Source organism: Tunicatimonas pelagia (genome assembly GCF_030506325.1).
Taxonomy (GTDB): Bacteria; Bacteroidota; Bacteroidia; order Cytophagales; family Cyclobacteriaceae; genus Tunicatimonas; species Tunicatimonas pelagia.
The window spans coordinates 3,892,916-3,905,395 of sequence record NZ_CP120683.1; the positions used below are offsets into that span (position 1 = coordinate 3,892,916).

The following is a 12,480-nucleotide window of genomic DNA, read 5'->3' on the forward strand; positions in this document are numbered from 1 at the left end:
TTTGATTCATAAATCATTTCGTTATTTACATCAACCCATTTGAATATCCTTCTGAGCGAAGGGCTGGTCATAAAGGCGCTTTCCGGTAGCTTGGTACAAAGCGTTGGCTAAGGCTCCCATGATTGGTGGTAGTGATGGTTCGCCCAGTCCGGTAGGATCAATGCCGTTCTCTACGAAGAAGGTCTCAATCTCTACGGGAGCTTCTTTACTGCGAATGAGGCGGTACTTATCATAGTTGCTCTGGTCAGGCTTGCCGTCGGTAAAGGTAATTGCTCCGTAGAGGGCATGACCAATACCGTCAATAATTCCACCTTCCACCTGGTTAATGGCTCCTTCGGGATTTACCACAATACCGCAGTCTACCGCGCACCATACTTTTTGTATCTTTGGCTGGCCGCTATCCATTACTACATCTACTACTTGGGCCACATAGGAGTTATGGCAGTAGTAAGCGGATACTCCACGGTGTACTCCCGACATATCGTTACCCCAACCCGCTTTTTCTTTTACTTCTCTGAGAACCCCGGCGTAACGCTCAGCGTCGTAGTCATTGTCCTCACCTACCGGGTTTTCAATGGCTCGGTCAAACAATTCCAGCCGAAAATCAATTGGGTCTTTTCCGGCCTCTTCAGCTACTTCATCCAAAAACGACTGCTCGGCTCCGGCCACAAAGTTAGAGCGGGGTGCCCGCCAGGCTCCGGTAGAAATGTTAGAATCTACGTTATGGTTTTCCGCCAGATAGTGATCTACCGTGCCCGCTGGATAGCGATTGGCAAACACTGGTCCCCCGTGAATACCGGCACCTCGCACGTGAAAGGCTGTCATGTTATTATCGCCATCCAGTGCTGCTCGGTAGGTAATTTTGTAGGCCGGACGGTAAGTACCCTGCGTCATATCATCTTCCCGGCTGTACACTAATTTGATGGGTGCGTTAGCCTTCTGAGAGATAGCAGCCGCCTCTAATCCAAAATTTCCGTAGAGCCGACGGCCAAAGCCTCCGCCCATGCGGGTCATATCAATACTAATTTTTTCTTCGGGCATTCCAAGCAGATCGGATACGCTCTTCCGCATATTCTCGGGAGTCTGAATTGGTCCGACTAAATCAGCTTTTTCGGGAGTAACGTGGGCGAAGAAGTTCATCGGCTCCATGGTATTGTGCGGTAGGAAGGGTGCACTATAGGTTCGCTCTACTACTTTTGCAGCGTCATGAAAGGCCGCATCAGGGTCGCCATCTTTACGAGAGGGCTCTTTGGCTGAACTGCCAATCGCTTCGGTTAGGGCTACTTCAATATCCTGAGAATTTTCAGCAGGGGTTTCTTGCTCCCAATTTACCTTTACGGTTTTCTTGGCCTTCATTACCGGCCAAGTGCCTTCTCCAATCACGGCAATTAGTTCAGGAAAAGCATTTACATCTGACCAGGTTTTACCCTCTTCCGACGGGGCGGTTTGTACTTTAAACACGTCTTTGATGCCTGACATTGCCAAAGCTTCGTTAGCATCAAAGTCTTTAACCTTCATACCGAAGGCCGGAGGATGAATAATCATCGCGGTAAGCATTCCGTCCCGCTTTAGGTCTATGCCGAACAGGGGTTTTCCCGTAACAATCGCTGATCCGTCTACATTTTTGGTGGGCTGACCAATAATTTTAAAATCTTTTGGGGCTTTCAACTCAACTTCTTCGGGTACTTCCAAACCTGCCGCCGCTGTAGCAACCTCACCGTAACCGATGGATTTATCCGATCCGGTATGCGAAATGGTGCTGTTGGCCGTAGATAATTCACTTACGGGTACCCCCCACTGCTGAGCCGCCGCTTCCATCAGCACCCGGCGAGCGGAAGCACCCGCCATGCGTAAACTTTGCCATCCCTGCCGGATCGACTGACTACCTCCAGCTAACTGCCGGGTGAATTTTTCGGTGTTCAATCCGGCTTGCTTTACGGTTACACCTTTCCAATCTACGTCTAGCTCTTCGGCTACAATCATCGGCATAGCCGTTTTTACGTTCTGCCCAATCTCGGGGTTGGGCGACATAATGGTCACATCGCCGTTGTCACCAATCTGGATAAAGGCATTTACATCGAACCACTCCTTCGGTACATCGGCTACTTCTTCGGTCGCAGGTTGGCAAGAAGCTAGCCAATTGAATCCGATCATTAAGCCACCCCCCGTAGCAGAAGATACCTTCAGAAATGAGCGTCGGTTGAATTGCGTTTTTATAAGTGTCATGGTAGTTTTTGTTAATTGGAAGATTGAAAATTCTTAAAATAAAGCCGAGGGCTAATTTGCAATCTGTAATTTTCCAATTGTGTCAGTTTAGTTTTTCAGAAGCAGTACGAATAGCAGCCTTGATACGCACGTAGGTACCGCAACGGCAGATGTTACCGTTCATGGCATCGTCAATCTCTTTGTCTGATGGATTAGGGGTTTTAGATAACAGAGAAGCAGCGTTCATCATTTGCCCGGCTTGGCAGTAACCGCATTGCGCCACATCATGCTCTAACCAAGCCTGCTGCACCGCATGGCTGGCATCTTCCGACAAGCCCTCAACGGTAGTAATAGTAGAATCACCGACACTGCTAACCGGAACGGAACAGGAGCGAACCGCAGTGCCGTTAAGATGAACCGTGCAGGCTCCGCACTGGGCAATGCCACAGCCAAATTTGGTACCTACTAAATTTAAATTATCGCGAAGAACCCAGAGAACGGGAGTATCCGGGTCAACATCTACCTGACGTTGTTCTCCGTTTACGTTGATAGTGAAAGCTGCCATAAGAAGTTTATTTAGGTATGGTTACGCAACGTTAATTTACTAAAGTTCACGTAAGAATACGAACTCAGCGTAGACGAAATCCTCTTGCCAGGGTAATTAGCATAAACCATTTAATACGTAATATGAATATTTGAAATTTCGTGTAGCTGCACGTCTTTCTCTGATATGAAAAATAGTCATTACCGATTTTCTTATCCATATTATTCTGGTGCTGATAAGAACAAAATATCACTTTGTGTAAGCACTTTCAATAGCCGTCAGTATGAATATGTAAAGTGGGTTTTAGAGTATTTTGAGCTAAAATAAATCCATAGGCTCTACTTATAATAAGATAGATTTTATCAATAAGATTTATAGCATTTATCAATAATGATTATAGTAAGTTTGTTACGTTAAATAATCAAAAACCTTTCAACATGGAAAATAACCCACATCGTAACACTCCCGAAGATGCTAATCATAAAGTTTGGGATGTGAACGAATCGAGCAAATGCCCATTTATGGGCGGGCCCACTAAATTTACCGCGGGTAGCGGCACCTCTAACCGAGATTGGTGGCCTAACCAACTTAACTTAACTATTCTTCGTCAGCACTCTTCGCTATCTAACCCTATGGGCGAAGATTTTGACTACGCTGAGGAATTCAAAAAACTTGATCTGAAGGCGGTTAAGCAGGACCTTTACGATTTGATGACCGATTCTAAGGAATGGTGGCCCGCTGACTACGGTCACTATGGCCCATTCTTCATTCGGATGGCGTGGCACGCAGCGGGAACGTACCGCATTGGCGACGGACGAGGTGGGGCTGGCGCGGGTACCTTGCGTTTTGCCCCCCTAAACAGCTGGCCCGATAATACGAACCTTGATAAAGCACGTATGTTGCTCTGGCCTATTAAGCAGAAGTACGGCAAAAGTCTTTCTTGGGCCGATCTGTTGGTTTTAACTGGAAACTGTGCGTTAGAGTCAATGGGCCTCGAAACCTTTGGCTTCGGCGGCGGACGAGAAGATGTTTGGGAGCCAGAAGAAGATATCTACTGGGGGGCTGAAGGCGAATGGCTAGGCAACAAGCAACGCTACAACGGAGGCACAGCTGAAGAGAATCAACTGGAAAACCCACTAGGCGCCTCGCACATGGGATTGATCTACGTGAATCCTGAGGGCCCGAATGGGAATCCTGATCCGATTGGCGCGGCGCGGGATATTCGTGAAACCTTTGGTCGGATGGCGATGAATGATGAAGAAACGGTAGCACTAATTGCGGGTGGACATACTTTCGGCAAGACCCACGGCGCGGCCGATCCGGTAGAATACGTAGGAGCCGAACCGGAAGGAGCTAGTATCGAAGAAATGGGACTCGGCTGGAAAAATACCTTCGGTAGTGGTCACTCCGGCGATACCATCACCAGTGGTCTGGAAGGGGCTTGGACGCAGAAACCTACCCAGTGGAGCAATCTATACTTCGATAATTTGTTTAAGTACGATTGGGAATTAACCAAAAGCCCGGCGGGTGCCCACCAGTGGCGCCCTAAAGGTGGAGAAGGAGCCGGTACCGTTCCCGATGCCCACGATTCATCTAAGAGTCACGCTCCGTTTATGCTGACTACCGATATTGCCTTGCGAGAAGACCCAGATTACGAAAAAATCTCCCGACGCTTCTACGAAAACCCCGACCAATTGGCCGACGCTTTTGCCCGAGCGTGGTTCAAACTGACCCACCGCGATATGGGTCCGAAGGCTCGCTATCTGGGCCCGGAAGTGCCCGCAGAAGATTTAATCTGGCAAGACCCTATTCCAGCGGTTTCGCACGAGTTAGTCAACGACCAGGACGTTACCGAGCTAAAGAGTAAAATACTTGATTCTGGCCTGTCAGTGTCGCAATTGGTTTCAACCGCTTGGGCATCAGCTTCCTCTTTCCGCAATTCTGATAAGCGCGGTGGAGCCAACGGGGCACGTATCCGTCTTGCCCCCCAGAAAAATTGGGAAGTGAATAATCCGAGTCAGTTGGCTACGGTGCTAGAAAAATTAGAAAGCATTCAGCAGGAATTTAACAGTGCTCAATCGGGTAAGGAAGTTTCGCTGGCTGATCTGATTGTTTTAGCGGGAGGTGCAGCTATTGAGAAGGCCGCGAAGGATGCTGGTCATAACGTAACTGTACCGTTCGCGCCCGGGCGTACGGATGCTTCCCAAGAACAAACCGATGCTGAAGCTTTTGCTCCCCTTGAGCCTAATGCCGATGGTTTCCGTAATTACTTTAGAAACCGAGACAACGTTTCAGCCTCTGCCGAGGAAATGCTGATTGATCGGGCTCAGTTACTAACCTTGACCGCTCCGGAAATGGCGGTGCTAGTGGCTGGAATGCGAGTGCTCAAAGCAAATTACAACCACTCTCAGCACGGGGTGTTCACCAACAATCCCGAAACGCTTACCAACGACTTCTTCGTGAATGTGCTTGACCTACGCACCACCTGGAAAGCAAACTCCGATGCTCAGGATGTGTTTGAGGGCAGCGATCGAGCTAGCGGCGATTTTAAGTGGGTAGGCACTCGGGCCGATCTTATTTTCGGATCTAACTCCGAGCTTCGGTCTATCGCTGAGGTTTACGCCTGCGAAGATTCTAAAGAAAAGTTTGTGAAGGACTTCGTAACTGCTTGGACGAAGGTGATGAACCTAGATCGTTTTGACTTAAACTAATCCGTATTTACGTGATTGACTAGTCCTAAAATAGGTTAGCATTTTTGTTTGAGTAAAAACTAAAACCACTGAGGAAAATCTTCAGTGGTTTTTTAGTGTACAAAATTAAGGGTTTAATACCCTAGACTCAAATGTGGTCGTTCATGATTATAGGTTTCTATAGATTCATTTATAAGCTCACCGAGCGCCTGGAAGGTGTTACACCGACAGATTAATCGCTCTCTTTTCAATACTCCGTTCACTCTTTCAGCTAATGCGTTCTGATAACAATCATAGCCTTCCGTTCGCTCATTCTATTCTTGATCCCCCTTTGAAGGGTTTTTACTACGCTTTCACTGCTCATGTATTTACTGAGATGGTGTCTCATAATCTTTCTTGAATAATTCTGGGTGGAGAAGTGTTTTACTTTTGTCATTAACCGATTAGTTAACTACTTGAGTAAGCTACCTATCAAAAAGTAGTTCTCCCAATCATAAACAGGTTTGTTCACTCCCGTACAACTTTGTCCGGTCGCGAACACTTCATTTCTACCAAAACTGCCCTCAAATACTATTCTGAGTATTGGCAAGAGGTTTGTTCTACAAAATTTGAAATAATGATTGATGACGAATGATTAATGAATAATGCACGGCCCGAGTAGTATTGTCATTAATCATCAGTCATTACTCAATAATCATTGAACTATGAGAAAAACCTATATCGGCGAACTGGAAGAAGTGGCACTACTTACGGTGGCTCTGCTCTACGACCAAGCCTACGGAGTGGCCATCACTCACGAGATTAAAGCCCAAACCGAACGAAGTATCAGCATTAGTGCGGTACACGCCACGCTGCATCGGCTTTCAGAAAAAGGCTTTGTAAACTCCCAGATGGGAGGAGCTACCGCCGAACGGGGTGGACGACGCAAACGCTTCTTTACTGTAACCCCCGCTGGCAGCCGAATTCTCCACGACATTCAGCAGACCCGTGAGCAACTGTGGCAGCAAATACCCGCGCAAGCCCTACAGTGGAAAACGATATAATAATTAATGATTGATGACTAATGTAGCTCACTAATCATCGCCAATTATGCCACAGAACAAATATCCTCCTCGCTGGATTAACCGCTTCCTGGAAAGCTTCTGTTCCCCACATCTACTAGAAGAAGTGCAGGGGGACTTGCAGGAGCTGTACGGAGAATGGAGGAGGAAGTACGGAGAACGAAAGGCCAATTGGCTTTACTTTTTTCACGCAATAAAATTTTTCCGGCCTTTCGCGATTAAACGAAAATACGATACACCAACTAACTATTCTTTGGCTATGCTTCACAATTATTTTTTGACCGCTTGGCGACAGGTACAAAAAAGTAAGTTACACACCGCCATCAATATATTTGGCTTGGCCGTAGGAATCGCCGCTTGCTTAGTGATTGCTCTCACGGTGCAACACGAATTCAGCTACGACCGCCATCATCCTGAAGGTGATCGAATTTATCGGGTGACTACGAACGCTAAGTTTGTCGACCAATGGTTCCCAAATGGAGGTGTACCTGCTCCCGCTCCCCACGCTATGCGAGATGAATTTACGGGGCTGGATGTAGTAGCCGCTCTTCACATTGTTTTTAGCTCAGAAGTAATTTCACCCACTGGAGCCAGTTTGGGTAAACAGAAACAAATAGTCATTACCGAACCGAAGTATTTTGAAGTGTTTTCTAGCATTCAGTGGAGCGTAGGTAGTCCAGAGCGGTCATTATCTCAACCTTATCAGGTAGTACTTACCGACAGCCAGGCAAAAAAATACTTCGGAGACCAGGAAGCGATGGGTAAAACCCTCACCTACTTTGATTCGCTGGATTTTGTAGTATCAGGTATCGTTCAGGACGAAGCTCATCTTACCGATTTATCGTTTACCGAATACCTTTCCTTTGCTACCTTATGGTCTAACCAATCGCTAGCAGAAGACTATGGGCTAGAGAAATGGCAGAACACTAATAGCAATTCGCTGGCCTTTGTCAAACTCTCGGTAAGCACTACAGCTGAAGAAATCGAGCAGCAGTTTCCGGCTTTGCTTACTAAACATATTGATCAAACGGAGGATAATCCGGAGCGAACATTTGCTTTGCAACCGCTATCAGATATCCACTTCGAGGCCGAATACTCAATGCATAATCAGCGGCTAGCCCATAAACCTACTCTTTATGGTCTGATGATAGTAGCTTTATTTTTGCTGTTGATTGCCTCCGTTAACTTTATCAATCTGGAAACAGCCCGGGCTATACTACGCTCTCGGGAGGTAGGAGTCCGTAAGGTACTGGGAAGTAGCCGGAGACAGCTTATCCAACAGTTTCTGGGTGAAACTTTCTTCATTACACTGTTAGCGGGTGGACTGGCTATTTTGGTCGCGAATTTCGGTATGGAGTATTTTGCTGAAAGTTTACCTCCTAATTTATCGCTAACTGAATTATGGCTAGGCAACGGGTGGCTTTTGTTCGGGATAATCATTGGGGCTGTAAGTCTACTGGCCGGTACCTATCCGGCTTGGGTACTATCAGCTTATTCCCCAGTCTTTGCTCTAAAAATTCAGATTGCTAAAACATCAGGCATCACCCAGAAGGCTTACCTACGAAAGGCCCTCATTGTGTTCCAGTTTGCAATAGCGCAAGCTTTTATTTTGGGGACATTAATTGTAGGTAGTCAACTACATTATCTGCTCAATAAAGATCTGGGCTTCAGCGAAGATGCGGTAGTACATTTTTCGATTCCCCCCGGTTGGCAAGATACTACCCAGCGTCGTTTCCTACTAACGAACGAACTTCGCGAACTCAGTAGCATCTCGGCGGTAAGCGTTAGCGGACTTTTACCAACTAGTGCCTATAGAAGCACGCGAACCATTACTTATCAGACTGATACTTCAGAAATTGAAGTTCAACTCTCTATTAAAGAAGCTGACACTAGCTTTCTTAGTGTTTACGGAATCGAGTTGTTAGCTGGACGCAACTACCGTTTCAGCGATACCCTTAACGAACTACTGATCAACGAAACTGCTGTAAAGGCTTTTGGACTCAATTCACCGAGCGAAGCGATTGGAACATTTATTCACTTTAACGAAAGCAAAAAGCTTCCCATCGTAGGAGTGGTAAGTGATTTTCACGATGGCACGTTGCACGATAAGATAAGCCCGATTATGATCGGTTCGGGAATTCTAAACATGGGAAATGTTAATATTTTATTAGCTAGTTCTGGCGAGCAAATTTCGGGAGTCCAGCGGTCTTTGACCCAAGTGGAGCAAGTGTTAAAAAAATTCTATCCCGCCCAACCATTTGACTACCAATTTTTTGATGAAACTATTGCCAGCTTCTACGAAACTGAACGGCAGACGGCTAAACTGATTAATGTAGCCACTGGACTAGCTATTTTCATAAGTTGTTTGGGGCTACTAGGATTGGTTTCTTTTACAACACATCAGCGAGTAAAGGAGATTGGCATTCGTAAGGTGCTGGGAGCTACGGTAACCCAACTAATTGCTCTATTTTCTCGCGAGTTCGCGAGCTTAATTATCATCAGTTTTGTAATTGCCGCTCCGCTGGCTTGGTACTTTGCTCATCGCTGGCTGGCCGACTTTGCTTATCGGGTAGATGTTGGCCTGTTTGTTTTCGTAGCTACGTTGGCGTCAGCTTCAGTACTAGCCCTTCTCACGGTAGGCATTCGGTCTTGGCAAGCGGCTTTAGCAAACCCAGTAGATTCGCTACGAAATGAATAATTCTAATGATGAATAATGACCAATGATTAGCGATATATATCAGTCATTCGTCATTATTCAATTACCAATCTATTATGCACGAAAATCAACATCCACCCCAATGGATTGATCGTTTGCTAGAGAGCTTCTGTTCCCCACATCTACTAGAAGAAGTGCAGGGGGACTTGCAGGAGCTGTACGGAGAATGGAGGAGGAAGTACGGAGAACGAAAGGCCAATTGGCTTTATTTGTGGCACGCGCTTAAGTTTTTTAGACCCTTTGCGCTGCGAAAGAATCAATATTCAAATACTTACCGTACTATGATGCTTAAACACTACTTCACCACAGCTTACCGGAATTTGATGAAGCATAAGAGCTTCTCAATCATTAACGTTGCCGGACTGGTGCTAGGAATCACCTGCTTTACGCTAATTGCGCTCTACGTGCGTTACGAACTGAGCTTCGATCGCTTTCACCCGGATGCTGATCGTATTTATCGAGTTATTCAGCAGCAAGCTGGTAGTGGTGATGCTTTTTCTCGCACCGGAGGGGCACACATTACTCCTTTGCAAGATATTGCTGAACTGGAAGAGATTGTCCGGCTATATCGGACTTCCATTGAAGTGCAACGACTGGATGATGCTCGGGCAGAACGATTGAGCGAAGAACAGTTCTATTTCGCCGATAGCAACTTCTTCGATGTATTCAATTTCCAGCTGCTGATGGGAGATAAAGACGTACTGGCTTCGCCCAGTGCCGTTATTCTCACTGAGTCTACCGCCCAACGGTATTTTGGTGACCAAGACCCACTGGGTCAAGCCATTCGCATCGGTGATAGCTTATCCCTGGAAGTGCAAGGGGTAATGGAAGATACTCCCGAGAACGCTCACTTCTCGGTGGATTTTCTCACCTCCATTGCCGCTCTTAAACAGTACTACAATAACCCGGGCCCATTCGAGAGCTACTGGTGGCCTTGGTTATGGACCTTTGTCAAACTTCAACCCGGTGCTGAGGCCGCTGCCATAAACTCTCAAATAGTAGAAGCAGTGAAAAAGTACCGAGGAGAGAATGTAGCCAAACAGATTGTTCCGCAGTTGCAGCCAATCACCAGTATTCATCTTTATTCTACGAATACTACTGGCGACCCTAGTGCCAATAGTGATATCACCTACGTGGCTATTTTCTCAGCCATCTCGCTACTCATTCTACTTATTGCCTGTATCAACTTTACCAACCTGTCGCTAGCCCGTTCGGTAAAGCGAGCCAAAGAGGTGGGCATCCGCAAGGCAGCCGGAGCCGGTCGGGGAATGCTGATGCGCCAGTTTTTGGGCGAGTCTTTCCTGCTAAGTATTCTGGCGTTAACTGTTGGTTTGTTGTTAGCTGAGTTGCTGCTACCTTACTTTAACGATCTGGCGCATCGGAGCTTAGAAATAGCGATACTAAACCAGCTTTCGTTCTGGCTACCGCTGTTGGGTATCGTTATACTGACCGGATTATTAGCCGGAAGCTATCCGGCCTGGATACTCTCTGGATTGCAAGCCGCCCGAGTGCTTAAAGGAAGCGTCGGACAAAAGCTGGGCAGCCGTCAGTGGTTGCAACAAAGCTTAGTGGTACTTCAATTTGTAGCTTCTATTGCGCTGATTGCCGGGACACTCATTACCTACCAGCAACTTACCTTTCTACAAGAAACATCGTTAGGGTTTGAGCAAGAACAGGTGCTGACCGTACCAGTACCGGAGATAAGCAGTACCGATCAAGTAGAGAAGTTAACTGCCCTGGAGCAAAAATTTTCTCAACTAGCCGGAGTATCGGCGGTCAGCCGGGCTTATGAGCGACCGGGGTTTGGAAACGGGATAGATAATCGGGTTTATGAAGTGGAAGGATTAGCAGAAGAAGCTACATCCAACGACCGGATATCCCGCCAGCACGTTGGATATGAGTACTTTAATTTACTGGATATTCCGTTGGTAAGTGGACGAACCTTTTCGCTCGAAAGTGGAACGGATGCTACCGATGCGGTAGTCCTGAATGAAGCTGCTGTCAAGAAATTTGGATTTACTCCCGAAACCGCTCTGGGCAAGAAGGTACGAACTTACGTGTACGAAAATGGTCAAACCTACGGTGATCTTACGGGCACGGTGATCGGCGTAGTAAAAGATTACCATAGTACTTCACTTAGGGAACGTATTGCCCCTACCGTATTTATGAGCAACGAAGAAGCCTATAGTTATTACACTCGCCACTTATTGGTAAAAGCCGATGGTTCGCCTCAACAACTCATGAGTAGTCTGGAAGGTGCTTGGAAAAATGTATTTCCCGACCGCCCGCTGGTCGCTTCGTACCTGGATACTGAATTGGAGATGCGTTATCAAGCCGAACAACGATTGGGCGATATTATGGTTACGTTTAGCGTGCTAGCCATCCTGATTGCCTGTTTAGGACTGTACGGACTAGCTTCCTATCTGGCGGAACGCCGTACTAAGGAAATGGGTATTCGTAAGACTTTAGGTGCCAGTGTACAGCAGTTGCTATTACTCTTCAATCAAGATTTTCTCCGGCTGATTGGTATTGCCTTCATCATTGCCATCCCGATTGCTTGGTACGCGATGGATCGATGGTTACAAGACTTTGCTTACCATATTTCCATTGGCCCATTAATATTTGTCGTAGCCGGATTGCTATGTTTAGGCATTGCGTTGCTTACTGTAAGTCATCAAGCTCTGCGTACCGCTCGCACAAATCCGGTAGATTCTCTACGAAATGAATAGATATGGCCTGGAGCTGGGTGCGAGGAGCTTGGGGTATACGTCGCGTCGGGTTCTAGGCATATAAAATTGTCTTGCGGTTCTCCCTAAAGAACCTTTACTTTTAAGTATGCTAAACCTACAAAGGATCCATCACGTAGCCATTATTGTCTCCAATTACGAGCGATCCAAATATTTTTATACTGAGATACTGGGGTTGGAAATTATTCTAGAAACGTATCGGGAAAAACGAGATTCATATAAGTTGGACTTGAGAGTAAGTGGAGGGGGGCAGATTGAATTGTTTTCCTTTCCTGAACCACCACCCCGTTCGTCGTATCCCGAATCTGCTGGACTACGGCATCTCGCCTTTGAAGTAGATGACGTAGAAAAGGCAAAATCACGGCTAGAAGATCAACAAATTGCCGTAGAAGAAATTCGCACTGATGAAATTACCGGAAAACGGTTCACCTTCTTAGCAGACCCCGACGGTTTACCAATTGAACTGTACGGGCGATAAAACGAAAAAGCCCAGTCTTCCGACTAGGCTTTCAAAAAT

Annotated in this window: 7 protein-coding genes and 1 pseudogene; 5 read left to right on the forward strand and 3 right to left on the reverse strand. The window is 46.6% G+C overall.

The features are described from left to right. Nucleotides 1-30: 30 nt before the first annotated feature. Complete coding sequence (locus P0M28_RS16710) at nucleotides 31-2,226, reverse strand: xanthine dehydrogenase family protein molybdopterin-binding subunit (protein WP_302203658.1); 2,196 nt, start codon at nucleotides 2,224-2,226, stop codon at nucleotides 31-33. Between the two features lie 82 nt (nucleotides 2,227-2,308). Beyond that, nucleotides 2,309-2,770 carry a (2Fe-2S)-binding protein gene (locus tag P0M28_RS16715; RefSeq protein ID WP_302203659.1) on the reverse strand — a complete coding sequence of 154 codons (462 nt, stop codon included), beginning with the start codon at nucleotides 2,768-2,770 and terminating at the stop codon, nucleotides 2,309-2,311. A 416-nt stretch (nucleotides 2,771-3,186) separates the two neighbouring features. Between P0M28_RS16715 and katG the strand changes: the two genes are divergently transcribed. Beyond that, nucleotides 3,187-5,460 (forward strand): catalase/peroxidase HPI, encoded by a 2,274-nt coding sequence (gene katG, locus P0M28_RS16720; protein ID WP_302203661.1) that lies wholly within the window; start codon nucleotides 3,187-3,189, stop codon nucleotides 5,458-5,460. Between the two features lie 113 nt (nucleotides 5,461-5,573). Here the strand turns inward: katG and P0M28_RS16725 are convergent. Beyond that, nucleotides 5,574-5,851 (reverse strand): annotated as a pseudogene (locus P0M28_RS16725) (integrase core domain-containing protein); the annotation flags it as partial. A 292-nt stretch (nucleotides 5,852-6,143) separates the two neighbouring features. Here P0M28_RS16725 and P0M28_RS16730 point away from each other — a divergent pair. The 4 genes from P0M28_RS16730 to gloA2 all read left to right on the forward strand — a co-directional run bounded on the left by P0M28_RS16730 (nucleotide 6,144) and on the right by gloA2 (nucleotide 12,441). Then, nucleotides 6,144-6,482 (forward strand): PadR family transcriptional regulator, encoded by a 339-nt coding sequence (locus tag P0M28_RS16730; RefSeq protein ID WP_302203662.1) that lies wholly within the window; start codon nucleotides 6,144-6,146, stop codon nucleotides 6,480-6,482. A 46-nt stretch (nucleotides 6,483-6,528) separates the two neighbouring features. Then, on the forward strand, nucleotides 6,529-9,198 hold the full coding sequence (locus tag P0M28_RS16735) for an ABC transporter permease (protein ID WP_302203663.1): 2,670 nt from the start codon (nucleotides 6,529-6,531) through the stop codon (nucleotides 9,196-9,198). A 74-nt stretch (nucleotides 9,199-9,272) separates the two neighbouring features. Further along, nucleotides 9,273-11,945 carry an ABC transporter permease gene (locus tag P0M28_RS16740; RefSeq protein WP_302203665.1) on the forward strand — a complete coding sequence of 891 codons (2,673 nt, stop codon included), beginning with the start codon at nucleotides 9,273-9,275 and terminating at the stop codon, nucleotides 11,943-11,945. Between the two features lie 106 nt (nucleotides 11,946-12,051). Continuing rightward, nucleotides 12,052-12,441, forward strand: coding sequence for an SMU1112c/YaeR family gloxylase I-like metalloprotein (gene gloA2 / locus P0M28_RS16745; protein WP_302203667.1), 390 nt, complete (start codon nucleotides 12,052-12,054; stop codon nucleotides 12,439-12,441). The last annotated feature ends 39 nt before the right edge of the window (nucleotides 12,442-12,480 follow it).

Bases quoted from the DNA above. Each gene is read 5' to 3' on its own strand.
- P0M28_RS16710 (WP_302203658.1), bottom strand. From the start codon at position 2,226: ATGACACTTATAAAAACGCAATTCAACCGACGCTCATTTCTGAAGGTA.
- P0M28_RS16715 (WP_302203659.1), bottom strand. From the start codon at position 2,770: ATGGCAGCTTTCACTATCAACGTAAACGGAGAACAACGTCAGGTAGAT.
- katG (WP_302203661.1), top strand. From the start codon at position 3,187: ATGGAAAATAACCCACATCGTAACACTCCCGAAGATGCTAATCATAAA.
- P0M28_RS16730 (WP_302203662.1), top strand. From the start codon at position 6,144: ATGAGAAAAACCTATATCGGCGAACTGGAAGAAGTGGCACTACTTACG.
- P0M28_RS16735 (WP_302203663.1), top strand. From the start codon at position 6,529: ATGCCACAGAACAAATATCCTCCTCGCTGGATTAACCGCTTCCTGGAA.
- P0M28_RS16740 (WP_302203665.1), top strand. From the start codon at position 9,273: ATGCACGAAAATCAACATCCACCCCAATGGATTGATCGTTTGCTAGAG.
- gloA2 (WP_302203667.1), top strand. From the start codon at position 12,052: ATGCTAAACCTACAAAGGATCCATCACGTAGCCATTATTGTCTCCAAT.